This window comes from Microbacterium sp. LWH7-1.2 (assembly GCF_038397755.1).
GTDB lineage: Bacteria > Actinomycetota > Actinomycetes > Actinomycetales > Microbacteriaceae > Microbacterium.
Genome location: NZ_CP151637.1, coordinates 251536 through 276037 on the forward strand (window position 1 = coordinate 251536; position 24502 = coordinate 276037).

Below are 24502 nucleotides of genomic sequence, written 5' to 3' on the forward strand. Positions count from 1 at the left end.
GTTCGGGTGGGTCAGTGGCCGGCGTCGAGCGGGCCGCGGTCGGCGAGCTCGACATCCTGGTTGTAGCGGTAGAGCCGCGCCGGGCGGTGGCTTCCGGTGCGGAAGCGGTCGGTGGGGATGAGGGTTCCGGAGTTCTCGACCTGGCGGCGGAAGTTCGCCGGGTCGAGGCGCCGGCCGAGGATCGCCTCGTACACCTCGCGGAGGTCGGCGAGGGTGAACTCGTCGGCGAGCAGCCCGTGGGCGATGCGGCTGTAGCCGACCTTGTTCCGCAGGCGCCACAGCGCATAGTCGACGATCTCGTTGTGGTCGAACGCGAGCTCGGGAAGGGCGGCCGCATCGAACCACTGGACGTTCTCTATGGCGTGGTCCTTCTCGGCCTCGTCGGAGCTGATCTCGTCGGCGCGCAGAAGCGCCCAGTACACGATCGAGACGACACGGGTCGGGGAGCGGTCGACGGCTCCGAACGCGTACAGCTGCTCGAGATAGCTCGGTGCCAGCCCGGTTGTCTCGGCGAGGGTGCGGGATGCCGCGGCATCCAGTCCCTCCGTCACGTCGAGCCATCCGCCGGGAAGCGCCCACTCGCCCTCGTGCGGATCGCGCGTGCGGCGCACGAGCGGGAGCACGACCTCGACGGCGTCGCTGCCGGGAAGCCGCCGGAGCGTGAAGATCACCGTCGACACCGCCACGCGGATCGTGTCGGTGTCGCCGGGAGCGCCGGGGGAGCGAGGGTCAGGGGTTGTTCTGGTCATAGTGACTCTAACTGTCGGTTCGATCATAGTGTCACTTTGACCAGAAGCCAAACGCCGGCCGTAACACCTGTCGTCGCCGCGGTGTCTTGCGCGAACCGTTGCCAAGACGTGACGCACCCAGCGCATTCTCGGGGTGCGCGGAGAGGGGAATGTTTGTTAGGTTTACGTTCAAACATTTGTTAAGACGCAGTACTTAATGGATGCACCGGGTGCCCGCGCACTCACTCCTCCCTGCAATGCCGCACGAGAGAAAGAACCAACGATGATTCGAAACGCGAAGCGCCGAGCGGCGCTCATCGCCATCGCCGGGGCCGCGATCCTCGGTCTCGGCCTGTCGGGCTGCGCCTCTGGGGGCGACGACAGCGGCGATTCCGAGGGCCGCACGCTGCGGGTCTGGGCAGGCAGCCAGACTCCCATCGAGGCGAACTTCAACCCCTTCTCGCCGAGCGTTCTTCACGCCGCACTCGGCCCGATCTACGAGCCGCTGTTCTTCTACAACAAGACGGCCGACGACGCGCCCGCCCCGATGCTCGGCGAGAGCTTCGAGTACAACGCGGACGGCACCGTCATCACGGTGACGCTCAAGGACGGCGTGAAGTGGAGCGACGGGGAGGACTTCACAGCCGCCGACGCCGCGTTCACGTTCAACTACGAGCCGAACCACCGCGACGGCCTCATCTCGGCAGAAGCGCCCGACGACACCACGCTCGTCCTGACGTACGAGGCGCCGCAGTTCACGAACGAGTTCCAGATCCTCGGCACCACCTGGATGCTGCCCGAGCACATCTGGTCGGAGGTCGACGACTACACCACCTACACCGACGAGGAGCCGGTCGGCACGGGTCCGTACGTCGTCGACAAGGTGACGGATGCGTCCTACACGGTCGTTGCGAACGAGAACTTCCGCGACGAGGGCGTGCCCGCCATCAAGAAGGTGCAGTACATCGGCATCGACGCGAACCAGTCCGCACAGGATCTGCTCACCGCGGGCGAGCTCGACTGGACCGGCATGTTCGTGCCCAACCCGGACTCGGTGACCTCGAACGGGGTCATCAGCATGCTGAACACGCCGCAGGACCCGACCGTGCTGTACACCTGCGCGAACGCCGAGCTGGGCTGCACGGGCCCGCAGACCGACGTGGCGGTGCGCCAGGCTCTCAACGTCGCGATCGACCGCGGCACCATCAAGGAGAAGGCGTTCGTCGGCCTCACCGGTGACATCTCGCCGACCTTCGCGCTGCTTCCGCGCGATCAGAAGTGGGTCGCCGACCCGGCGAACGAGGTCAGCCCGCAGTCGCCCGATGCCGCGGCCGCCGCTCGGATCCTCGAGGCCGCCGGGTACACCAAGGGCGGCGACGGCTTCTACGCCAAGGACGGCACCCCGATCGAGCTGAGCCTCATCTCGGTCGACGGCTGGACGGACTACAACGACGCCGCCAAGCTCATCAGCGAGCAGGCGGCCGAGGCCGGCATCAAGGTCAACGCCTCGACCGTGCAGTGGCAGGAGTTCTCGGACGCGCGCCAGACCGGTCAGTACCAGCTGATCATGGGCGGGGTCATCGGCACCTCGGTCGCCGACCCGTTCCAGATCTACAAGGACTGGTTCGCGGGCGAGTCGACCTCGCAGGTCGGCGAGGAGGTCCCGTCGGGCCGCTGGAACTTCAGCCGCTACGACAACCCGATCGTCAATGAGGCCGTCGCCGCGGCCGCCGCGACGAATGACGAAGCCGTCAAGCAGAAGGCGTACGCCGCTCTGCAGACCGAGATCGTGCGCGACCTGCCCTACATCCCGCTGGTGATCAACGCCACCCAGACGTTCTTCAACACGAAGGACTTCACCGGCTGGCCGACCGAGGACGACCTGTACGCCTTCCCGCCGGCGTGGGGCTCCGTGGCGGCGGGCTACGTCCTCCAGCACCTGGAGCCGGTGAAGTAATGCAGAACCGGGCAGAAGCCGCGGCACGGAGGAGCAGGCTGCGATGAGGTTCTATGCGCGGCGGATCGCGTTCTATGTGGTGACACTCTGGGCGACGATCTCCCTCAACTTCCTCCTGCCGAGGCTTCTGCCCGGCGACCCCGCCGACATCCTCCTGGCGAAGATGCAGCGTGCCGGCGGGGAGATCAACGAGACCACGGTCCGCAACATCAAGACCCTGCTCGGCGGTGACTCGTCGTCGATGTGGGACCAGTACGTCGCGTACTGGGGTCGGATGCTGCAGGGCGATCTGGGCATCTCCATCACGAAGTACCCCGCCCCGGTGACCGACCTCATCGCCGCGGCTCTGCCGTGGACGGTGATCCTGGTGGGCCTGGCGACCGTCATCTCCTTCGTCCTGGGCGTCGGCATCGGCGCGTGGGTGGGATGGCGACGGGGAACATGGGTCGACCACCTCGTGCCGTTCACGACGGTGCTGCAGTCCATTCCCTACTTCTGGCTGGCGCTGGTGCTCGTCGCGATCTTCTCGGTCGCGCTGGGCTGGTTCCCGATCTTCGGCGGCTACGACGTGTGGGAGTTCCCCGAGGGCCCGGAGTGGAGCTGGGCGTTCATCGGCAGCGCCGTGTACCACGGGTTCCTTCCCGCGCTCACGATCGTGCTGAGCTCGGTCGGCGGGTGGCTCCTCGGCATGCGCAACATGATGGTGTCGACCGTCTCCGAGGACTACATCGTCACCGCCGAGGCCAAGGGCTTGAAGCCCGCGCGCATCCTCCGCACCTACGCGACCCGGAATGCGGCGATCCCCTCGATCGCCGGGTTCGGCATCTCGCTGGGCTTCGTCGTGGCCGGCTCGATCGTCATGGAGCAGGTGTTCACCTATCCCGGCATCGGCAAGCTCATGATCCAGTCCGTGCAGAACAGCGACTACGCGCTGATGCAGGGCGTCTTCCTGGTGATCACGATCGCGGTCCTCGCGGCGAACTTCATCATGGACATCGTCTACGGATTCATCGACCCGAGGGCCCGCCACAATGTCTGAGAGGCTCGAAGTGACCGACACGTCGACCGAGTACGAGAGCGTCCCCGAGACACTCTCCGATCGCACGATCGACCCCGCCCTCATCGCGCCGGGTGCGATGATGTCGCCGCCCGTCGACGCCGATGTCGAGGCAGCCCGAGACGAAGCGGCCGCCGCGCGTCGCGGATTGCGGCAGCTGCTGCCGAGGATGTCGCTGAAACTCGCGCTCGGGCTCACCATCGTCATCGGCATCACGCTGTTCGGCATCCTCGCACCGCTCTTCTGCCAGGACCCGACCGACTCCGACAACCCGGCGCTCTCACCGCCGAGCGCCGAGCACTGGCTCGGCACGACGAAGCTCGGCTACGACGTGCTCGCCCAGCTCGCCTGGGGAACGCGCGGCTCCCTCATGGTCGGCATCGTCGCCGGGCTCATCGCCCTGATCCTGTCGATCGTGTTCGGCATCCTCGCCGGCTACAAGGGGGGCTGGTGGGACGAGGTCCTGTCGCTCTTCACGAACATCATGCTCGTCATCCCCGGCCTGCCCCTGGTGATGGTGATCGCCACCTACATCCCCGGACGCAGTTGGATGCTGGTGGCCCTCGTGCTCGGCATCACCGGGTGGGCCGGCTCCGCGGTGGTGCTGCGCGCGCAGGCGCGCTCGCTGCGGTCGCGCGACTACGTCGCGGCCAGCCGGGTCGCGGGGGAGAAGACGGCGCGCATCATCCGCGTCGAGATCCTCCCGAACCTCCTCCCGCTGCTCGCAGCCCAGTTCCTCTTCGCGATCATCTTCGCGATCCTCGGCGAGGCCGGCCTGTCCTACCTGGGTCTCGGCCCGACCGGGTCGATCACCTGGGGCACGATGCTCAACGACGCGCAGACCGGCCAGGCCCTCGGCACCGGCGCGTGGTGGTGGTTCGTACCGCCCGGCCTCATGATCGCGCTGCTCGGCGCCGGACTGTCGCTCATCAACTTCTCGATCGACGAGATCATCAACCCGAAGCTGCGGCTCGCACCCGAGAACGCGCGGCGCGTGCGCCGGGCAAAGCGCGCCGGCCGGGGCGTCGAGTCGCTCCACGTCACGAACGGAGCCGAGGCATGACCGGCGACGCCGTCCTCACCGTGAGGAACGTCTCGATCGAGTACGAGGTCGAGCCACCCGTGAGAGCCGTGCGCGACGTCTCGCTCACCCTCCATCGCGGCGAGATCCTCGGACTCGCCGGTGAGTCGGGCTGCGGCAAGTCGACCCTCGCATACGGCATCAACCGCCTGCTGAAGCCGCCGGCGCTCATGACGGCGGGCGAGATCGTGTTCCACGACCGCTCGCGCGAGGTCATCGACGTCGTCGGCCTCGCCGACGAGGAGCTGCGCCGCTTCCGGTGGGACAAGGTGTCGATGGTGTTCCAGGGTGCGATGAACTCGCTGAACCCGGTCATCAACGTCCGCGCGCAGCTGTTCGACGTGTTCACCACGCACCGCCCTGAGATGTCCACACGCGAGAAGCAGCGTCGGAGCGAGGAGCTCCTCGAGCTGGTCGGCGTCGATCCGAAGCGCCTCTCGAGCTTCCCGCACGAGCTCTCGGGCGGCATGCGCCAGCGCGTGATGATCGCGATGGCGCTCGCGCTCGATCCGCAGGTCATGATCATGGACGAGCCGACGACGGCGCTCGACGTCGTGGTGCAGCGCGGCATCATCCGCGAGATCATGCGCCTGCGCGAGAAGCTCGGATTCGCCGTCATCTTCATCACGCACGACCTGCCCATGCTGATCGAGATCTCGGACCGCATCGCGGTGATGCTGCAGGGCGAGATCGTCGAGCTCGGCACGGCGACCGACATCTACCGCCGGCCGCAGCACGAGTACACGAAGAAGCTGCTGTCGAGCTTCCCGAGCCTGCGCGGCGACCGCGGCGACTTCGTGCGCACCGGCCGGCAGCCGATCTCGGCGACGCTGGGCTCGGCATCCGTCTTCGTCGAAGGAGGGGCCGCATGAGCGCCCAGCATCCGGGCTCGGGCGCGCCGCGCACGCTCGAAGCGCGAAACCTGGTCAAGGACTTCCGGCTGCGCAACGGTCTCAAGTTCTCGACGCTGCACGCCGTGAAGGACGTGTCGTTCACACTCGAGACCGGCCGCACCATCGCACTGGTGGGTGAGTCCGGCTCGGGCAAATCGACCATCGCGAGGATGCTCGCCCGGCTCGAGACGCCGACGAGCGGGCAGATCCTGCTCGACGGCAGGCCCGCCGGAGGTCGCAGCCGCGAGGTCGCTGCATACCGCGGCGACGTGCAGATGGTGTTCCAGGACCCCTTCGCCTCGCTGAACCCGTTCCACTCGATCGAGCACCACCTCGAGCGTCCGCTGCGCATCCACAATCCGGGGATCGGAAAGGCCGAGGTGCGGCGGCGCGTGCTCGAGCTGCTCGACCGGGTGCGGCTCACCCCGACCGACAGGATGGCGGAGCGTCGCCCCCACGAGCTCTCGGGAGGGCAGCGGCAGCGCGTCGCGATCGCGCGAGCGCTCGCTCCCGGCGCGCAGTTCATCGTCGCCGACGAGCCGGTGTCGATGCTCGACGTGTCGATCCGCCTCGGCGTGCTGAACCTTCTGGCGCAGCTGCAGCGCGAGGATCATCTCGGGGTGCTGTACATCACCCACGACCTCGCCACGGCCCGGCACTTCTCCGACGAGATCCTGGTGATGTACCGCGGCGACATCGTCGAACGCGGGCCCGCCGACGGTGTGATCCTCGACCCGCAGCATGAGTACACGCGCACCCTGCTGGGCGCTGCACCGGATCCCGAGAACCAGGGGATGCTGCGGGACGAGGTCCGCAGGGAGCTCGCCGCCGAGCGCCGCTGACCTGCGGCTGCGCGCCGCGGCCGCGTGTCATCGGGGCGTGCTCACAGCCGCGGTGCGTAATCTGGCCGGACGAATGGCTCCGACTGGAGGGCACGGGAATGATCGTCTTCGACGTCATCGTCGTCCTCGTCCTCGTCCTGGCGCTCATCACGGGAATCCGTCGCGGCTTCTTCGCGAGTATCGGAACGCTGGCCGGCCTCGCGGCCGGCGCGTTCGCGGCATCGTGGCTGGCGCCGCTGGTGAGCAACCTGGTGCCGTCGCCGGCGTGGCGGACGGTGGCGGTGATCGCCACGGTGCTCGGGCTGCTCTTCGGCGGCGGTGCGCTCGGGGCCTGGCTCGGTTCCCTGCTGCGGTCCGGCGCCGACCGGCTGAAGCTCCGATGGGCCGAGCGGTTCCTCGGGGGCGTCGCGTCGGTGATCGCGGCCGCACTCGCGCTCGCGCTCGTCGCGCCCACGCTGGTGGCCCCGGGCATTCCGGGCGTGTCCGCCGCGGTGGGCTCGTCCTACGTGGTCAACGCGATCAAGACGGTCGTCCCGCCACCCGTCGAGGCGGCGCTGGCCGAGCTGAGATCGTCGTTCCTCGCAGACGGCATCCCGCGCCTCGGTGAGCTTCTCGGACCCGCGAGGGCGACGCCGACCGCGCCGCCCGTCGCCCTGGACGATCCCGAGCTGGCAACGGCCGCGGCATCCGTCGCGCGCGTCTCAGGCACCGCCTATGCATGCGGGCGAGGGGCGACCGGGTCGGGCTTCGTCATCGCGCCCGACCGGATCGTGACCAACGCGCATGTCGTGGCGGGCGTGGATCTGCCTCTGGTCGAACTGCCGGGCCTGCCGGCGCGCGAGGGGCGGATCGTCTACTTCAACGAGGTCGTCGACCTCGCCGTGATCGCGGTCGACGATCTGGGCGCCACGCCGCTCCCGCGCGCCGAGACCCTTGCGGCGGGCAGCTCGGCTGCTGTGCAGGGCTATCCCTTCGGCGGCCCGTTCACGATGACGAGCGCGTCCGTGCGCGACACCGGCACGGCCATGATCCCCGACATCTACGACCGGACGACGAATCCGCGCGAGATCTACTCACTCGACTCCGTGGTGCGGCCCGGCAACTCCGGAGGCCCCGTGCTCACAGCCGACGGCGAAGTCGCCGGTGTCGTGTTCGCGCGCGCCGAGAACGACGAGAACCTCGGCTACGCGATGACGATGAAGGAGCTCGAGCCCGTCGCCGAGCTCGCCGGGGCCGCGACCGATCGTGTGTCGTCGGGCGACTGCGTCGGCTGACGGCACCGAACGGTATGCTTGCTGCGCAAGTCAATACGGCCCATCACCCGGGCGGGAGAGCCTCGGCAGCGCGATCGCCGAGCACCGAAGGAGCAAGCCTCCCCGCCAATCTCTCAGGTACGCGTACCGTTCGGGCAGGCCGACTCTGAAAAGCGATTTCGAGCGAAGCAAGAAATCGGGTTGAGTACGGCGCCCCGGCGCCGCATCGAAACCCCCACGTGAGACAACCGCTCCGCGTCTCCACGTGATCGCCCGCGAATCCGCCGACGGTGAAAACCCGCTCCTCGACAGGACGGGCGAAACTCTCAGGCCTATGACAGAGGGGGAGTTCACAGGCGCCTTCCGGCGTCTGCCCGTCCGCGACCGGGAGAACTCATGACAGAACTCCGTACGACTGCCCTGCACGACCGCCACGAGGCGCTCGGCGCCTCCTTCACCGACTTCGGCGGCTGGCTCATGCCGGTCCGCTACAGCTCCGACCTCGCCGAGCACCACGCCGTGCGCAGCGGCGCGGGTCTCTTCGACATCTCGCACATGGCCGAGTTCCTCGTCACGGGCTCCGGTGCGGCCGCGTTCCTCGACTACGCGCTTGCCGGAGCGATCACGCCGATGCGCGTCGGCAAGGCGAAGTACTCGCTCGTGCTCGCCGAGTCCGGCGGCATCGTCGACGATGTGATCGTCTACCGCCTCGCCGGCGACCGCTTCCTCGTGATCGCCAATGCCGGGAACCGGGATGCCGTCGCCACGGCGTTCGCCCAGCGCATCGGCGGCTTCGAGACCGAACTCGAGGACCGGACCGACGACACCTCACTCATCGCCGTCCAGGGTCCTGCGGCGCGCGAGATCGTCGAGGCGACCTCGGGCATCGCCGACGTCGCCCCGACGTTCGCCGACCTCGGTTACTACGCGTGCTCCACCGGCACGTTCGACGGCGAGCCCCTGTTCATCGCGCGCACCGGGTACACCGGCGAGGACGGCTTCGAGCTGCTCGTGTCGAACGGCGCCGCGGCCGCGCTGTGGGACGCCCTGCTCGCGGCGGGGGAGCCGCTCGGGCTCGTGCCCGCAGGGCTCGCCGCGCGCGACACGCTTCGCCTCGAGGCCGGCATGCCGCTCTACGGCCACGAACTGTCGCTCGACATCGTCCCGGCCCAGGCGGGCCTCGGCCGCGTCGTCGCGGCCGACAAGGACGACTTCGTCGGCAAGGCGGGGCTCGGCGCCGTGGTCGCGTCCGATGCCCCCCTGCTCGTGGGCCTTTCCGGTGAGGGCCGCCGCGCCGGCCGCGCCGGCTACGCCGTGTTCGACGGCGCCGACTCCGAGGCCCCGGTGGGAGAGATCACGAGCGGTGCGCTCAGTCCGACTCTGGGGCATCCCATCGCCATGGCGTTCGTCTCGCCCGCTGTGAGCGCGCCCGGAACCGAGCTCTTCATCGACGTGCGGGGTACCCGCATCCCTGCGACCGTGACCGAACTGCCCTTCTACCGGAGGAACAAATGACCGATCTCACCGCCCTCAAGTACACCGCCGAGCACGAGTGGGTCGCCCTCGACGGCGACGTCGCGACCGTCGGCATCACCTCGTACGCCGCCGACAAGCTCGGTGACGTCGTGTTCGTCGAGCTCCCCGCCGTGGGGAGCTCCGTGACCGCGGCGACCGTCGTGGGCGAGATCGAGTCCACGAAGTCCGTCGGGGAGCTCTACGCGCCGCTCACCGGCGAGGTCGTCGAGGTCAACGACGCCGTGGTCGACGACCCTTCGCTCGTGAACGCCGATCCGTTCGGCGCCGGCTGGCTCGTGAAGATCACGGTCGACCCCGCTGCCGTCGCGGATCTCCTCGACCGCGATGCGTACGTCTCGCTCACGGGCGGCGCCGAATGACGGGTCTGTTCGCCGACCGTCACATCGGGACGGATGCTGCGGCCCAGCGCACGATGCTCGACGCGCTGGGATACGACAGCGTCGACGCGCTCGTCGAGGCCGCGGTCCCGGCATCCATCCATGCCAAGCCTCGCGCGACGAGCGACATCCCGTCCGCGGCCACCGAGGCCGAGGCGCTCGCCGAGCTCCGGGTGCTGGCGTCGCAGAACCGCACGGCGCGCCCGATGATCGGGCTGGGATACTACGACACGCTCACGCCGTCGGTGATCGCGCGCAACGTGCTGGAGAACCCCTCCTGGTACACCGCTTACACGCCGTACCAGCCCGAGATCTCGCAGGGGCGCCTCGAGGCGCTCATCAACTTCCAGACCATGGTGACCGACCTCACCGGGCTCGCGACGGCGAACGCCTCGATGCTCGATGAGTCGACCGCGGTCGTCGAGGGCATGCTGGTGGCCCGGCGCGCGTCGAAGGCGGCATCGAACGTGTTCGTGGTCGACGCCGACGCGCTGCCTCAGACCAAGGCGCTGCTCGCGCACCGCGCGGCCGCCGTCGGCATCGAGCTCGTCGAGCTCGACCTCGCCCGGGGCGCGATCCTTCCCGATGAGCTGTTCGGCGTGCTCGTGCAGTATCCGGGCGCGTCGGGCAACGTGTGGGATCCGGCCGGAGTGGTCGACGCCGCGCACGTGGCCGGGGGCCTCGTCGTGGTCGCCGCCGACCTCCTCTCGCTCACGCTGCTGCGCTCGCCCGGCTCGCTCGGCGCCGACGTCGCCGTGGGCACGACGCAGCGCTTCGGCGTGCCGCTCGGCTTCGGCGGCCCGCACGCCGGCTACATGGCGGTGCGCCAAGGACTGGAGCGTCAGCTGCCCGGGCGCCTCGTCGGCGTCTCGCAGGACGCCGCCGGCCACCCCGCCTACCGCCTCGCCCTGCAGACGCGCGAGCAGCACATCCGCCGTGAGAAGGCCACGTCGAACATCTGCACGTCGCAGGTGCTGCTGGCCGTCATGGCCTCGATGTACGCGGTGTACCACGGACCCGACGGGCTGCGCGCGATCGCGACCGACGTCGCCAAGAAGGCAGAGGCGCTCGCTGACCGCCTGCGCTCGTACGGACTCTCGCTGCGCTCGGACTCGTTCTTCGACACCATCCGCGTCGCGACGCCCGGCGCTTCGCGCCGCGTGATCGAGCGCGCCCGCGAGCGCGGCTACCAGCTGTTCTGGGCAGACGACGCGACGGTCGGCGTCTCGGTCGACGAGACCACGACCGCCGACGACCTCGCCGCCGTCGCGTGGGCCTTCGGACTTCCCGAGAACGAGTTCCTCGGTGCGGGCGAGCAGGGCGAACGCGTGCTCGCCTTCACGGATGCCGCACCCCTGGCGGGTGTGCCGGCCGGGCTGCACCGCGTCGACGAGTTCCTCACACACCCGGTGTTCAACTCGCACCGTTCCGAGACGGCCATGATGCGCTACCTCAAGCAGCTCTCCGACCGCGACTACGCGCTGGACCGCGGCATGATCCCGCTGGGCTCCTGCACGATGAAGCTCAACGCGGCGACGGAGATGGCCGCCGTGTCGTGGCCCGAGTTCTCGCGCGTGCACCCGTTCGCTCCCGAGGACGATGTGCACGGCTACCTCGCGATGATCGAGCAGCTCGAGGTGTGGCTCGCCGAGGTCACCGGGTACGACGCGGTGTCGCTGCAGCCCAACGCCGGGTCGCAGGGCGAGCTCGCGGGGCTCATGGCGATCCGCGGCTACCACCGCGCGAACGGCGATCACGGCCGCACGGTGTGCCTCATCCCGTCGTCCGCGCACGGCACGAATGCGGCGTCCGCCGTGCTCGCGGGCATGCGCGTCGTCGTGGTCGCGTGCGACGAGGCCGGCAACGTCGACCTCGGCGATCTGCGTGCGAAGATCGCGGCGCACGCCGACGAGCTCGCGGCGCTCATGATCACGTACCCGTCGACGCACGGCGTCTACGAGCACGACGTGCTCGACATCACGCAGGCCGTGCACGACGCCGGCGGTCAGGTGTACGTCGACGGCGCGAACCTCAACGCGCTCCTCGGCTACGCGCGCTTCGGCGACCTGGGCGGCGACGTGTCGCACCTGAACCTGCACAAGACGTTCGCCATCCCGCACGGCGGCGGCGGGCCGGGTGTCGGCCCGGTCGCGGCGAAGGCGCACCTCGCGCCCTACCTGCCCTCGCACCCGCTGTCGCAGCGCAAGGACCACGCGGGCGGCGTCTTCGACGGCGGCCCGATCTCGGCCGCACCGCATGGATCGGCCGGCATCCTTCCGATCTCGTGGGCGTACGTCCGCATGATGGGCGCCGAAGGGCTGCGCAGCGCGACGGCGGCCGCGGTGCTCGCCGCCAACTACATCGCGGTGCGCCTGCGCGACCACTACCCGGTGCTGTACACCGGCGAGGACGGTCTCGTGGCCCACGAGTGCATCCTCGACCTCCGCCCGCTGAAGGAGGCGACCGGAGTCTCGGTCGACGACGTCGCCAAGCGCCTCATCGACTACGGCTTCCACGCCCCCACGATGTCGTTCCCGGTGGCGGGCACGCTCATGGTCGAGCCGACGGAGTCCGAGGACCTCGCCGAGATCGAGCGGTTCATCGAGGCGATGATCGCGATCAAGGCCGAGGCGGATCGCGTTGCAGCGGGGGAGTGGCCCGCCGCCGACAACCCGCTCGTGAACGCACCGCACACCGCCGAGTCCGCGGTCTCGGGCTCCTGGGAGCACCCCTACTCGCGGGAGACCGCCGTGTACCCGGTGCACACGCTGGTCCGCACGAAGTACTGGCCCCCCGTCCGACGCATCGACCAGGCCTACGGCGACCGCAACCTCGTGTGCGCCTGCCCGCCCATCGAGGCCTTCGCCTGACGCACCCGTGAGCCGACGGGATGCCGCGCCCCGCGGCATCCCGTCGCTCTCACGTGCCGGGCTCCCGCCCGCCGGCCCGGCGCCCGCCCCGCCCGCCGGGCCCCGCCCCGCCCCCCGCCGCCCCGCCCCGCCGGCCCGGCGCCCGCCGCCCCGCCCCGCCGGCCCGGCGCCCGCCGCCCCGTCGGTGAGACTTCAGCTGATTGCCGAGAGTTCGGGTGTCACCCGCGGTCTCGGCGGTCGGCTGATGTCTCACCGATTGACGCACGGTGTGGTGGACGCGGTGACACCGAACGGCGGAGGGAGAACAGGTGCACCGTTTGCTCCGGGGCCACGGGTATCAGCCCCTGTCCGACGAGCAGGGAGCGCAGCGGATCCACCGTCGTCGCATCGATCCAGCCCCAGTGCGCGATCGACCGCACGTGGTGGGCGCGAAGGCGGGCATCCCGCTCGCGCTGATGGCGCAGCAGTTCCCTCGGATCGCCGAATCGCCCGTCGTACTTGAGATCACCGTCCGATTCACCCGCCAGTGAGAATCCGGGCCACACGAAGTCGCAGCGATCAGTCGGTCCGCCGGACGTCCGGAAGGTCACCTGGAGTGCGGGTGGAGGGAACCCGAGCCATTCGATGACCGCACGACTGATCGACTCCAGCGCCGTCTCCGAGAGGGCGGTGGCCGAGTTCAGCGGCCAGCGGGCGAGAGCGCGACCACGCTTGCTCCGCCGTGATTCGTTCACGTGAACCAGCTTCTCGACCGACAGTGCCTCGTCAGCCCGAAGCGCGGCGTCCGCCGATGCGAGACCGACTGCCGCATGCCGGGATCGAGCGAGGTCTACCGCCGTGTCTGCCGGAGACGTCATCAGCATTCCGCCGAGCTCGACGACCTCTCGCTCGTCGCTGGAGGTGTGGACGCGGACGCCGGCGACGACTCGCGCTGTGCCGTGTGCCGGAGCGAGAACATGAACGATCACCGGGTCTCCGAACACCGGCATTCCGAGCAACGCCGCCGCGGAGTCGTGACTGAAGACCGCGTCCGGGTAGATCATCGCGGCGGCGAGACCCTCGCCAGGTATCGCTCCCAGGGCGCGAGCGCCTTCCATTCCGCGGCAGCCGTGTATACGCCGGGCCGCACCTTGATGAGGTCTCCGCGAAGCATCCCACGCTCCGGATGTCGCAGTTCAGCGAACCTGAGCAAAGCGAGCGGCGATCGGGCGACGCGGAGAAGCGGCATCCGCCACCATCGCCCTGCCCCGGAGGCGCATACTCGCCGGACTCGGCGATCGGTGGACGACGATCGCCGAGCGTTACCTGTGGAGGAGCGGCCGTTGCTTCTCGCGACCGCTCGTGGGAATCCAGCTGAATGCCGAAACAACGGTTGCGAACCGCTGCCTCGGCGGTCAGCTGAAGTCTCACGGGTGGCGGCGGTGGGCCGCACGGTGGAGGCCGGCCGGTGAGGAGGCGGCGGCCGCGAGCGGGGACGGATGCTGCGGCCACGGGCATCCGCGACCGGTCAGGCGGCGGGGTGCGGTGTCGGGGTCGGCGTGGGACTGGGGGTCGGCGTGGGGATGGGGGCGAAGACGCCGGGCCACAGCGCGGCCGCAAGGGGATAGCCGACGAACGCGACGACGTCGAGGAGCGTGTGGGCGATGACGAGGGGCATGACGCGACCCCAGCGGCGGTAGCACCAGCCGAACACCACGCCCATGACGATGTTGCCGACGATCGCGCCGATACCCTGGTACGCGTGGTAAGCGCCGCGCAGGCCGGCGGAGGTCAGGATGATGGCCCAGTCGTTCCAGCCGAACCGGCGCAGCCGGTCGAACAGGTAGCCGATGAGGATGACCTCCTCGGTCAATCCCGCCCGCACCGCCGACAGCACCAGCAGCGGCACGGTCCACCACGCCGCGTCGAGGGGAGAGGCGACTACCGCGACGGTGACCCCGAGAGCGCGGCCGGCGGCATAGAGCGCCAGGCCGGGCACTCCGATGACGGCGGCGAGAAGGATGCCGCGACCGAGGTCTGCGCCGAACCTCGAGAAGTCGAGCCCGATGCGGCGCAGGGCGTTGCTGCCCGGCTCCCAGAGAAGGTAGACGACGAGCGCCACGAGGGCCAGCGCGAAGAAGACGGCGAGCAGCTGGTACACGACATCCCATATCGCCTGCGCGTCCCGCGGAGGGTTCACCTCGGTCTGCTGCTGGCCGATCGGCACGGGCGCGAGGAGCTTTCGGACGAGCGCCAGCACCGAGTAGACAGCGGACTGTCCGACGGTGATCGCGAGGACGATCCACACCTCCCACGTGAGGCGTCGGCGATCGTACGCCGTGAGGGGCGAAAGACTAGTGGAATCCCTCTGCCCTGTGGGCCGGTTGGGGGGCGTCATCTTGTCAGATTGTCACACTCGGCGTCGATTGAGTTAAGGCTCTGTAACGTTTTCCCCGATTGTTTTGACCATCCTTGAAGTGGTGCATATCGTTTTCCCATCCGCGCCACGCCGCGCCATCGCGCGGCGCGTGCGCACAACCCTGCACAGGAGGAACAGTGAGAATTAAGCGCATCTCGGCTGCGGTGGCACTCACCGCAGTCGGCGCACTGGTGATCTCGGGGTGCGCCGCCGACGGCGGCGGCGACACCGGCGATGACTCGGGTCTTGTTGAGGGCTCGTCGATCACCGCAGCGTGGAACCAGGCGTTCTATTCCGCCAACGGCAACACCTCGTTCGGCAACGCGACGGCCAACAACAACATCAACTACCTGACGTACGGCAACTTCAGCTACTACGACAACACCCCGCAGCTGATCCAGGACACGTCGTTCGGCAGCTACGAGAAGATCTCGGACGACCCGCTGACGGTCAAGTACACGATCGCGGACGGCGTCAAGTGGTCGGACGGCACCGACGTCGATGCGGCCGACCTCATGCTCGGATGGGCGGCACTGTCGCGGGCCCTCGACACGCCGGACTTCGACCCGTCGGAGTTCACCGACCCCGACACCGGTGAGTTCACTGACGCGTTCCCGACCGATGTCGTGTTCTTCGACTCCGGCGTCACCCCCGACTCGCGGTTCGGCCTCGTGCACGACACCCCCGAGATCGGCGACGACGGCAAGTCCATCACGCTGACGTACTCGCAGCCCTACGTCGACTGGGAGCTCACTCTCGGCACGACCGGCACCATCCTCCCGGCGCACATCGTCGCCGAGAAGGCGCTCGGCATCGACGACCCCCAGGAGGCGAAGGACGCCCTCCTCAAGGCGATCGAGGACAAGGACGACGCGGCCCTCGCGCCGATCTCGTCGTTCTGGAACTCGGGCTTCAACTTCACCGAGATGCCCGACGACCCCGACCTTCTGGTCGCGAGCGGCCCGTACATGATCAGCGACTTCGTCGCCGACCAGTACCTGACCCTCACGGCCAACCCGGAGTACACGGGTGATCTCGCTCCGAACATCGAGGAGATCACGGTCCGCTTCATCCCCGACCCGCTCGCGGCGGCTCAGGCGCTGGAGAACGGCGAGGTCGACATCATCTCGCCCCAGGCCACGGCCGACCTCAAGACCGCGGTCGACGCGATCGACGGCGCCACCGTCCTGACCGGCGTCGAGGGCACCTACGAGCACCTCGACCTGCAGTTCGATCAGGGCAAGAACCCGGAGAACATCTTCAAGGACCCGAAGGTCCGCGAGGCGTTCCTCAAGACGGTTCCCCGCCAGGAGATCCTCGACAAGCTCATCAAGCCGATCGTCGGCGACGACGCGCTCCTGCGCAGCTCGCAGATCTTCGTGCCGGGCGCCGAGGGCTACGACGAGAGCGTTGCGAACAACGGTTCCGACGCGTTCGCCGAGCCGGACATCGAGGGCGCCAAGGCGCTTCTCGCCGAGTCGGGCATCACCAACAAGGACGTCTGCATCCTGTACGCGTCGAACAACCCGCGCCGTGTCAACGAGTTCGCCCTGATCCAGGCCTCGGCCGCTCAGGCCGGCTTCAACGTCACGGACTGCGGCTCGGACGAGTGGGGCGGCCTGCTCGGCACCCCCGGTGCGTACGACGCGGTGTTCTTCGGATGGCAGTCGACCAGCCTGTCGGTCACCGACTGGACGGCGATCTTCCAGGAGGGCGGCATCAACAACCTGAACTTCTACAACAACGCGGAGGTCAACGACCTGTCCGTTGAGATCTCCTCGGAGTTCGACGAAGCTCGCCAGCTGGAGATCAAGACGGAAGCCGACAAGCTCCTCTGGAACGACTTCTACGGAGTCACCATCTTCCAGTTCCCGGCAGTCACCGCCTTCAGCGACCGTGTCACGAACATCGACCCGTCGATCCTCGCTCCCACGATCTTCTGGAACGCGTGGGACTGGGAGGTCACTGACGCGGGCACTGAGAGCGAGTAAACCGCAAGCGGTCTGAGATCTGAGCCCGGCTCAGAACCCGACCGACGTGGGGTGCAGGTCCCCTCGGGGACCTGCACCCCACGGCGTTAGACTCCTCTCAGTGGCTGAGCATCGTTGCGCCGCACACCCGCCGCGGCGATGCTCGCGCTGATTCACCGATAGGCAGGCGGCCACACCATGGCTTCATTCATCATCCGGCGATTGATCGCATCGATCTTCGTGCTTCTCGCCGCGACGTTCCTGATGTACATCCTGGTCTCGTTCGCGGGTGATCCCCTCGAAGACCTCAAACAGAGCAGCGCCCCCAACAAGGCCGAGCTCATCGAATCCCGCACCAAGCTCCTCAACCTCGACGTTGCACCGCCGCTGCGCTACTTCCTGTGGCTCGGCGCGCTCTTCCGCGGTGACTTCGGAGTCAGCATCCAGAACCAGCCCGTCAACGCGCTGCTGGCGAACGCGATCACGTCAACGCTGACGCTGGTCACCACCGCCACAGTCGTGGCCATCCTGCTGGGTCTCACGGTCGGCATCGTGTCGGCGCTGCGTCAGTACAGCGGTTTCGACTACGGCGTGACCCTGATCGCGTTCCTCTTCTTCTCACTGCCGATCTTCTGGGTCGCTGTGCTGCTCAAGCAGTACGGTGCCATTCAGCTCAACAACTGGCTGGGTGATCCTGTGATCGCCCCACCGGTGATCATCGGGGCGTCGATCGTCTCCGGGCTCGTCTGGCTGTCGCTGCTCGGCGGCAGGTGGAAGAAGCGTCTGATCGTGTTCGGCGTCTCGGCTGTGGCGACTGCAGCCGTCCTCACGTACCTCTCGCTGACCCAGTGGTTCGCCGACCCGGGGATCGGCATCTTCGTCTACATCCCGCTCGTGATCGGTATCGCCTTCGCGGTCACCGCTGTCTCGGTGAGTCTTCGACATCGCAAGGCCCTCTACGCGTCGCTCATCGTGGCCGTGATCGGTATCGCTCTCTATCAGCCGATGACCAACTACATCCTCAACAACATGACGCTGGGGCTCTTCCTGATCCTCGCCGTTCTCGCGATCGTGGTGAGCGGCGTGATCGGCTGGTTCATGGGCTCACCGGATCGCTGGCCCGTCGTTCGCACCACGGCGATCGTCGGGTTCTTCACGGCGGGGCTGATCGCGCTCAACAAGTACATGTCCTACTGGGAGGCCTACTCCAACTCGAGCCGCGTGCGTGGCCGTCCGATCGCGACGGTGGGATCCTCCACGCCTGGACTCGGCGGCAACTTCTGGGTGCAGGGGATCGACCTGTTCACTCACTTGCTGCTTCCCACGATCGCGATCATTCTCATCTCCTTCGCGAGCTACACCCGTTACTCGCGCGCGAGCCTCCTCGAGGTGATGAATCAGGACTACATCCGCACGGCCCGCGCCAAGGGCCTGACCCAGCGGACGGTCGTCGTGCGGCACGCCTTCCGCAACGCCCTCATACCGATCACGACGATCATCGCTTTTGACGTCGGTGCGATCATCGGCGGCGCCGTCGTGACCGAGACGGTCTTCGGTTGGGTCGGAATGGGCCGCCTGTTCGTGACCGGTCTGAGCGCCTCCGACCCCAATCCGGTGATGGCATTCTTCGTCGTCACAGGAACGCTCGCGGTGCTGTTCAACCTCATCGCGGACCTCGTCTATGCGGGTCTCGACCCGAGAATCAAGGTGGGTTGAGATGAACACCACGACAGTGACACCGTCGGAGTCGACCGAGGCCGAAGCCAAGGCTGAGATCTCGATCGAGCAGAAAGAGACGGAGGGCCTCAGCCAGGGCCAGATCGTCCGGCGCCGGTTCTTCCGGCACCGCGGCGCGCTTGTCGCGATGATCGTGCTCACGCTCATCGTGATCCTCGCCTTCACCTCGGTGGGCGTGAACCTCTGGGGCCTGCGCATCCAGGGCTGGTGGCCATACTCCTGGGATCAGATCGCGCCCAAGATCAACAACGGCGTCCCGACGCTGAGCCTGTGGCCGCTTCAGTTCGGCGAGCACCCGTTCGGACAGGACGAGGTCGGTCGCGACATTTTCGCGGTCGTGATGCGCGGGGCGCAGCAGTCGCTCATGGTGATGGTCATCGCGGGCGTGGTTGCCACGGTGATCGGCGTCGTGATGGGCGCGATTGCCGGCTACTACGGCAAGTTGACGGACTCCGTGCTGATGCGGTTCACCGACATCGTCATCACGATCCCGCTCATCGTGATCGGATCGGTGCTCGGGAACGCCTTCGGCAGCCTGGGTGCTGCGGTGCTGGGTGTCGTGATCGGCCTGTTCGCGTGGACGACTATGGCCCGCTTGGTGCGCGGTGAGTTTCTGACGCTCCGCGAGCGCGAGTTCGTCGACGCTGCGCGCGTATCGGGTGCTCGTGATCGCCGAATCATTTTCAAGCACATCCTCCCCAATGCGGTAGGCGTGATCGTGGTGAACGCCACGTTGCTCATGGCGGGCGCGATCCTGCTCGAGTCGGCGCTGAGTTACCTCGGCTTCGGCGTGCAGTCGCCCGACACGTCGCTCGGCAAGATCGTCTCCGACAACCAGGCGGCGTTCTCGACGCGCCCGTGGCTGTTCTGGTGGCCAGGCATCTTCATCATCGTGATCGCTCTCTGCGTCAATTTCATCGGCGACGGACTGCGCGACGCGTTCGACCCACGTCAGAAGAAGATGCCGAGCGAGCGCGCCATGGCCCGCGCGGGCCGCGCCTCGGGCCCCGTGCCGGTCGCGGTCGACACCACGCCGTCGACGGATGCCCCGTCGGTGACGGTCGCCGGGGCGGCCGTGTACGCGAGTGAAGACATCGTGAACTATCACGACACGCGCCCGGAGCGGCCCGGAGACCCGACCCAAGAGCCGCTCAACCCGGAGCGGTGACGTGAGGTCGTCAGGCCAGCAGGCCGATCGCGGTGGCCACGGCGAGCGCCGTGATCACCGCGATGGTGGCCCAGTGCCATTGCACCGTCGAGGCTTCGGGGTCGACACCGGCCGCGAAGGCATCCGAGTCGCGCAGGGTTTCCCAGCGTCCGCGTATCAGTTGCGCCAGGTTGCCGCTCGGGGTCGTGATCGCGTCAGCCGGGCGCAGCTCGCCCACTCCGCCGCGCGCCGACTGCCCGACCCCCTCGAAGTCGCCGGCGGCGAGTCCGAGGGTGCGGTGCCGCCCCGGCGCCGGGGCGGCCCACACCGCCACACGTCCCGCCGCCGTGTGAAGTGTGAGCGAGTAGCGGGTGTCGATGGCGACGATCGACGGCCAGGGCACGAAGTAGGTCCGCAGGACGTTCTGAACGGTGATGCCATGCTCGGCCACGGTGAGGCTCGGACGCCAAAACAGCGCCCAAGCCAGCACGGCGACGAGGACGATGGGCCACGCGTACACCAGTGCGGCACCGGGGTCCGACCAGAACAGTGCGGCGACGCCGAGTGCACATACGACGATGGTCACGACAGCGAGGGCACGGCCGAGTACCGGCCGGTACCGGACCTCCTGAAACGACATGATTTCAAGCTTCGCAGATGGGACACCAAGAATGACTGACACGACGCGCATCGGCGCCGAGAGCGCGGCGTCGCGCGGCGCGCTCCCCGAGACGATCCTCGAGGTCTCGAACCTCGGGGTCGAGTTCTGGGTCGAAGGCGAGTTCTACCCCGCCGCGATCGACATGAACTACCAGGTCCGCCGCGGCGAGGTCCTGGCGATCGTGGGCGAGTCCGGCTCTGGGAAGAGCACGAGCTCGATGTCGCTCCTCGGCCTCCTGCCGGAGAACTCACGCGTCACCGGTTCGATCAAGCTCCTCGGGCGCGAGTTGCGCGGGGTGGACGACGCGACTCTGCGCTCGCTGCGCGGCAACGAGATCGCGGTGATCTTCCAGGAGCCCATGACGGCGCTCAACCCGGTCTACACGATCGGCTTCCAGATCATGGAGTCCCTACGTTCGCATGATCGCGGTCTTGCGCCCAGCGAGGCGAAGGATAAGGCGATCGAGCTGCTGCGCATGGTCGAGATGCCCAACCCCGAGCAGTCCTTCCACAAGTACCCGCACCAGCTCTCGGGCGGCCAGCGCCAGCGCGCCATGATCGCACAGTCCATCTCGTGCGACCCGCTGCTCCTCATCGCCGACGAGCCGACCACAGCGCTCGACGTCACGGTGCAGGCCGAGGTCCTCGATCTGCTCCGCAACCTCCACAAGCGTCTGGATTCGGCGATCATCCTCATCACGCACGACATGGGAGTCGTGGCTGACCTGGCCGACCGCATCATGGTGATGAAGAACGGCGTCGTGGTGGAGTCCGGCACGGTGGCCAAGATCTTCCACGCGCCGGAGCATCCCTACACGCAGCAGCTGCTCGCGGCGGTTCCGCACCTCGGTCTCGGGGTCGTGGAGGATGCCGAGACCGTCGCTCCGGCGGCTGAGGTCGAGACCGAGACCTCGACGCTGGCCTCCGTCTCCTCCATCCGGGAGCGCGCGACCGAGGCCGCTGAGGAGACCGTCGAGACCCGCAAGGCCGTCCTGCAGTTCGAGGACGTCGCGATCGATTACCCCAAGCGTGGGCGCATCCCGGCGTTCCGCGCTGCGGAGCACATCGACCTCGCCATCTATCCCGGTGAGATCGTGGGCCTCGTGGGTGAGTCCGGGTCGGGCAAGACCACTGTCGGGCGCGCGGCGATCGGTCTCCTCCCGATCGCCGAGGGCAAGCTGACCGCCGTCGGCACCGACATCTCGAAGGCGACGCAGAAGGACCTCTTCGCGATCCGTCGCCGCACCGGCATCGTGTTCCAGGACCCCGCGTCCTCGCTGAATCCGCGCATGCCGATCGGCCAGTCGATCGGCGAGCCGATCCTGCTCTCCGGGGAGGCCAAGGGCAAGGCGCTCGACAAGCGCGTGGAGGACTTGCTGGCCCAGGTGGAGCTGCCCAAGTCGTACCGCAACCGCTTCCCGCACGAACTCTCGGGCGGCCAGCGGCAGCGCGTCGGCATCGCGCGCGCTCTGGCGCTCGCTCCCGAGCTGTTGGTCGCGGACGAGCCGACTTCCGCACTGGACGTCTCTGTGCAGGCCCGGTTCCTCGACCTGCTGCAGGAACTTCAGCAGCAGCTGCAGTTCGCTTGCCTCTTCATCAGCCACGACCTCGCAGTCGTCGACATCCTGTCGCACCGCATCGCGGTGATGCACCACGGCAAACTGGTGGAGACGGGGACGCGCGACGAGATCCTGCGCGGCGCCACCGACGCGTACACACAGCGTCTCATCGCCGCGGTTCCGGTTCCGAACCCCGAAGAGCAGAAGCTGCGCCGCGAGGCCCGCGCTGTCTTGCTGAAGCGGACCGGCACCGAGGACTGACACGAGAGGAGCGGCGACGAGCCGCATCTCGCGTGCCTCATCGCGGCCATCCCGGTGCCCGACCCCGAGGAGCAGCGCGTGCGCCGCGAAGCGCGTGCGGCCCTGCTCGAAGCGGGCCTGGAGGGCTGATCCGGCGCCGAAAGGCGATACACAGCAGCGCCCAATAGAATGGGGATGCCGGCATTCCGGCATCCCCATTCTCTTTCAAGGATTCCCTCATGGCGCGCGCCCTCCGTCCGGACCTCCGCAACGTGGCTATCGTCGCTCACGTCGACCACGGCAAGACCACCCTCGTCGACGCGATGCTCCGCCAGACCGGCTCGTTCGGCGAGCACGCTCACGTCGAGGAGCGCGCGATGGACTCGAACGACCTCGAGCGCGAAAAGGGCATCACGATCCTCGCGAAGAACACCGCGATCACGTACAACGGCGTCCACACCGACGTCCCCGTCACGATCAACGTGATCGACACCCCCGGCCACGCCGACTTCGGTGGCGAGGTCGAGCGCGGCCTGTCGATGGTCGACGGCGTCGTGCTGCTCGTCGACGCGAGCGAGGGCCCACTCCCGCAGACCCGCTTCGTCCTCCGCAAGGCGCTGGAGGCGAAGCTCCCCGTCATCCTCCTGGTCAACAAGACCGATCGCCCCGACGCGCGCATCGCCGAGGTCGAGGAGGAGGCGCACGACCTGCTGCTCGGCCTCGCGTCAGACCTCCACGAGGACGTGCCCGACCTCGACATCGACGCCCTGCTGGACGTCCCCGTCGTGTACGCGAGCGGACGCGCGGGCGCGGCATCCCGTACTCGTCCCGCCAACGGAGAGCTCCCCGACAACGCAGACCTCGAGCCGCTCTTCGAGGCGATCCTCGAGCACGTGCCCGCCCCGGCGTACGACGACGAGGCGCCGCTGCAGGCGTGGGTCACGAACCTCGACTCGAGCCCGTTCCTCGGCCGTCTCGCGCTGCTGCGCGTCTTCAACGGCACGCTGAAGAAGGGCCAGACGGTCGCCTGGGTGCGTCACGACGGGACGCACTCGAACGCCCGAATCACCGAGCTGCTGAAGACGCGCGCCCTCGAGCGCTACCCGGCGGAAGAGGCCGGTCCCGGCGACATCGTCGCCATCGCCGGAATCGAGGAGATCACGATCGGCGAGACGATCGCCGACCCCGAGGATGTCCGGCCGCTCCCCGCGATCACGGTCGACGACCCCGCCATCTCGATGACGATCGGCACGAACACCTCGCCGCTGGTCGGCAAGGTCAAGGGTCACAAGGTCACCGCCCGAATGGTGAAGGACCGCCTGGACCGCGAGCTCATCGGCAACGTCTCGCTCAAGGTCGTCGACATCGGACGCCCCGACGCGTGGGAGGTGCAGGGCCGCGGCGAGCTCGCACTGGCGATCCTCGTCGAGAACATGCGCCGCGAGGGCTTCGAGCTCACCGTGGGCAAGCCCCAGGTCGTCACGCGCAAGGGCGAGGACGGCAAGGTCAAGGAGCCCTACGAGCACCTCACGATCGACGCCCCCGAGGAGTACCTCGGCGCAATCACCCAGCTGATGGCCTCGCGCAAGGGCCGCATGGAGACGATGGTCAACCACGGCACCGGCTGGGTGCGGATGGAGTTCATCGTGCCGTCGCGCGGCCTCATCGGGTTCCGCACCGAGTTCCTCTCGATGACGCGCGGCACCGGCATCGCCAACGCGATCTCGCACGGCTACGACGACTGGGCGGGTCACATCGTCGCCCGACAGAACGGCTCGATCGTGGCCGACCGTGCCGGCGTCGTCACCCCGTTCGCCATGATCGCGCTGCAGGAGCGCATGAGCTTCTTCGTGCAGCCCACCGAAGAGGTCTACGAGGGCATGGTCGTCGGCGAGAACTCGCGCGCCGACGACATGGACGTGAACATCACCAAGGAGAAGAAGCTCACGAACATGCGGTCCTCGACCGCCGACGCGTTCGAGTCGATGACTCCGCCCCGCCTCCTCTCGCTCGAGGAGAGCCTCGAGTTCGCCCGCGACGACGAATGCGTCGAGGTGACGCCCGAGAAGGTGCGTATCCGCAAGGTGATCCTCGACGCCACAGAGCGCGGCCGCGCCGCCTCGCGCCTCAAGCGCCAGGACGCCAACGCGTAAACCGGGAACGGATGCCGCGACCCCCGCGCCCTGCGAAGGCGCAG

At 68.2% G+C, this 24502-nt stretch carries 18 protein-coding genes and 1 riboswitch; of the genes, 14 read left to right on the top strand and 4 right to left on the bottom strand.

Going from position 1 to position 24502, the window contains the following annotated elements; genetic code table 11:
- Nucleotides 1–11 precede the first annotated feature (11 nt).
- Nucleotides 12–749, bottom strand: a complete 738-nt coding sequence (locus tag MRBLWH7_RS01195) for an NUDIX domain-containing protein (protein WP_341998379.1) — start codon at nt 747–749, stop codon at nt 12–14.
- A gap of 262 nt (nt 750–1011) precedes the next feature.
- Here MRBLWH7_RS01195 and MRBLWH7_RS01200 point away from each other — a divergent pair, with 262 nt between their 5' ends.
- The 9 genes from MRBLWH7_RS01200 to gcvP all read left to right on the top strand — a co-directional run bounded on the left by MRBLWH7_RS01200 (nt 1012) and on the right by gcvP (nt 12594).
- Entirely contained in the window at nt 1012–2685 is a 1674-nt protein-coding gene (locus MRBLWH7_RS01200; RefSeq protein ID WP_341998382.1) for an ABC transporter substrate-binding protein, read from the top strand.
- A gap of 43 nt (nt 2686–2728) precedes the next feature.
- Nucleotides 2729–3724: an ABC transporter permease gene (locus tag MRBLWH7_RS01205; RefSeq protein WP_341998384.1), complete on the top strand. Its 996-nt coding sequence runs from the start codon at nt 2729–2731 to the stop codon at nt 3722–3724.
- Between the two features lie 100 nt (nt 3725–3824).
- Entirely contained in the window at nt 3825–4805 is a 981-nt protein-coding gene (locus tag MRBLWH7_RS01210; RefSeq protein ID WP_342002194.1) for an ABC transporter permease, read from the top strand.
- Nucleotides 4802–5695: an ABC transporter ATP-binding protein gene (locus MRBLWH7_RS01215; RefSeq protein ID WP_341998385.1), complete on the top strand. Its 894-nt coding sequence runs from the start codon at nt 4802–4804 to the stop codon at nt 5693–5695. The genes MRBLWH7_RS01210 and MRBLWH7_RS01215 overlap by 4 nt, the downstream gene beginning before the upstream one ends.
- The gene (locus MRBLWH7_RS01220; RefSeq protein WP_341998388.1) at nt 5692–6558 is read left to right on the top strand and encodes an ATP-binding cassette domain-containing protein; all 867 of its coding nucleotides are present in this window, start codon (nt 5692–5694) and stop codon (nt 6556–6558) included. Before MRBLWH7_RS01215 ends, MRBLWH7_RS01220 begins: the two co-directional genes overlap by 4 nt.
- Before the next feature lie 98 nt (nt 6559–6656).
- A complete protein-coding gene (locus MRBLWH7_RS01225; RefSeq protein ID WP_341998390.1) occupies nt 6657–7832 on the top strand; it encodes a MarP family serine protease in 1176 nt (391 codons plus the stop codon).
- 42 nt (nt 7833–7874) lie between these two features.
- Nucleotides 7875–7971: riboswitch (glycine riboswitch) on the top strand.
- Between the two features lie 236 nt (nt 7972–8207).
- Nucleotides 8208–9326 (top strand): glycine cleavage system aminomethyltransferase GcvT, encoded by a 1119-nt coding sequence (gcvT, locus tag MRBLWH7_RS01230; protein WP_341998392.1) that lies wholly within the window; start codon nt 8208–8210, stop codon nt 9324–9326.
- Entirely contained in the window at nt 9323–9706 is a 384-nt protein-coding gene (gene gcvH, locus MRBLWH7_RS01235) for a glycine cleavage system protein GcvH (protein WP_341998394.1), read from the top strand. The genes gcvT and gcvH overlap by 4 nt, the downstream gene beginning before the upstream one ends.
- Nucleotides 9703–12594 carry an aminomethyl-transferring glycine dehydrogenase gene (gcvP, locus tag MRBLWH7_RS01240; RefSeq protein ID WP_341998396.1) on the top strand — a complete coding sequence of 964 codons (2892 nt, stop codon included), beginning with the start codon at nt 9703–9705 and terminating at the stop codon, nt 12592–12594. The genes gcvH and gcvP overlap by 4 nt, the downstream gene beginning before the upstream one ends.
- A 218-nt stretch (nt 12595–12812) precedes the next feature.
- Here the strand turns inward: gcvP and MRBLWH7_RS01245 are convergent, their stop codons facing one another.
- Nucleotides 12813–13691: a hypothetical protein gene (locus MRBLWH7_RS01245; RefSeq protein WP_341998398.1), complete on the bottom strand. Its 879-nt coding sequence runs from the start codon at nt 13689–13691 to the stop codon at nt 12813–12815.
- A gap of 410 nt (nt 13692–14101) precedes the next feature.
- A complete protein-coding gene (locus MRBLWH7_RS01250; RefSeq protein WP_341998400.1) occupies nt 14102–14971 on the bottom strand; it encodes a CPBP family intramembrane glutamic endopeptidase in 870 nt (289 codons plus the stop codon).
- A gap of 158 nt (nt 14972–15129) precedes the next feature.
- On the opposite strand from MRBLWH7_RS01250, the gene MRBLWH7_RS01255 reads away from it, so the two are divergent.
- The 3 genes from MRBLWH7_RS01255 (at nt 15130) to MRBLWH7_RS01265 (ending at nt 19867) form a co-directional block, all read left to right on the top strand.
- Nucleotides 15130–16983, top strand: a complete 1854-nt coding sequence (locus MRBLWH7_RS01255; protein WP_341998402.1) for an ABC transporter family substrate-binding protein — start codon at nt 15130–15132, stop codon at nt 16981–16983.
- Nucleotides 16984–17160: 177 nt separating this feature from the next.
- The gene (locus MRBLWH7_RS01260) at nt 17161–18678 is read left to right on the top strand and encodes an ABC transporter permease (RefSeq protein WP_341998404.1); all 1518 of its coding nucleotides are present in this window, start codon (nt 17161–17163) and stop codon (nt 18676–18678) included.
- Nucleotide 18679: 1 nt separating this feature from the next.
- Nucleotides 18680–19867 (top strand): ABC transporter permease, encoded by a 1188-nt coding sequence (locus MRBLWH7_RS01265; RefSeq protein ID WP_342001853.1) that lies wholly within the window; start codon nt 18680–18682, stop codon nt 19865–19867.
- Between the two features lie 10 nt (nt 19868–19877).
- On the opposite strand, the gene MRBLWH7_RS01270 is transcribed toward MRBLWH7_RS01265, so the two are convergent.
- A complete protein-coding gene (locus MRBLWH7_RS01270) occupies nt 19878–20486 on the bottom strand; it encodes a PH domain-containing protein (RefSeq protein ID WP_341998406.1) in 609 nt (202 codons plus the stop codon).
- Nucleotides 20487–20517: 31 nt separating this feature from the next.
- On the opposite strand from MRBLWH7_RS01270, the gene MRBLWH7_RS01275 reads away from it, so the two are divergent.
- Nucleotides 20518–22326 (top strand): ABC transporter ATP-binding protein, encoded by a 1809-nt coding sequence (locus tag MRBLWH7_RS01275; RefSeq protein WP_341998408.1) that lies wholly within the window; start codon nt 20518–20520, stop codon nt 22324–22326.
- 218 nt (nt 22327–22544) lie between these two features.
- Nucleotides 22545–24458, top strand: coding sequence for a translational GTPase TypA (typA, locus tag MRBLWH7_RS01280; protein ID WP_341998410.1), 1914 nt, complete (start codon nt 22545–22547; stop codon nt 24456–24458).
- The last annotated feature ends 44 nt before the right edge of the window (nt 24459–24502 follow it).

Excerpts from the sequence above, each read along its gene's own strand:
- MRBLWH7_RS01260 (WP_341998404.1), top strand. The coding sequence starts at position 17,161 with ATGGCTTCATTCATCATCCGGCGATTGATCGCATCGATCTTCGTGCTT.
- MRBLWH7_RS01210 (WP_342002194.1), top strand. The coding sequence starts at position 3,825 with ATGTCGCCGCCCGTCGACGCCGATGTCGAGGCAGCCCGAGACGAAGCG.
- MRBLWH7_RS01205 (WP_341998384.1), top strand. The coding sequence starts at position 2,729 with ATGAGGTTCTATGCGCGGCGGATCGCGTTCTATGTGGTGACACTCTGG.
- MRBLWH7_RS01275 (WP_341998408.1), top strand. The coding sequence starts at position 20,518 with ATGACTGACACGACGCGCATCGGCGCCGAGAGCGCGGCGTCGCGCGGC.
- MRBLWH7_RS01220 (WP_341998388.1), top strand. The coding sequence starts at position 5,692 with ATGAGCGCCCAGCATCCGGGCTCGGGCGCGCCGCGCACGCTCGAAGCG.
- MRBLWH7_RS01200 (WP_341998382.1), top strand. The coding sequence starts at position 1,012 with ATGATTCGAAACGCGAAGCGCCGAGCGGCGCTCATCGCCATCGCCGGG.
- MRBLWH7_RS01215 (WP_341998385.1), top strand. The coding sequence starts at position 4,802 with ATGACCGGCGACGCCGTCCTCACCGTGAGGAACGTCTCGATCGAGTAC.
- MRBLWH7_RS01225 (WP_341998390.1), top strand. The coding sequence starts at position 6,657 with ATGATCGTCTTCGACGTCATCGTCGTCCTCGTCCTCGTCCTGGCGCTC.
- MRBLWH7_RS01250 (WP_341998400.1), bottom strand. The coding sequence starts at position 14,971 with ATGACGCCCCCCAACCGGCCCACAGGGCAGAGGGATTCCACTAGTCTT.
- gcvT (WP_341998392.1), top strand. The coding sequence starts at position 8,208 with ATGACAGAACTCCGTACGACTGCCCTGCACGACCGCCACGAGGCGCTC.
- MRBLWH7_RS01265 (WP_342001853.1), top strand. The coding sequence starts at position 18,680 with ATGAACACCACGACAGTGACACCGTCGGAGTCGACCGAGGCCGAAGCC.
- MRBLWH7_RS01270 (WP_341998406.1), bottom strand. The coding sequence starts at position 20,486 with ATGTCGTTTCAGGAGGTCCGGTACCGGCCGGTACTCGGCCGTGCCCTC.
- gcvH (WP_341998394.1), top strand. The coding sequence starts at position 9,323 with ATGACCGATCTCACCGCCCTCAAGTACACCGCCGAGCACGAGTGGGTC.
- MRBLWH7_RS01195 (WP_341998379.1), bottom strand. The coding sequence starts at position 749 with ATGACCAGAACAACCCCTGACCCTCGCTCCCCCGGCGCTCCCGGCGAC.
- MRBLWH7_RS01245 (WP_341998398.1), bottom strand. The coding sequence starts at position 13,691 with ATGGAAGGCGCTCGCGCCCTGGGAGCGATACCTGGCGAGGGTCTCGCC.
- typA (WP_341998410.1), top strand. The coding sequence starts at position 22,545 with ATGGCGCGCGCCCTCCGTCCGGACCTCCGCAACGTGGCTATCGTCGCT.
- gcvP (WP_341998396.1), top strand. The coding sequence starts at position 9,703 with ATGACGGGTCTGTTCGCCGACCGTCACATCGGGACGGATGCTGCGGCC.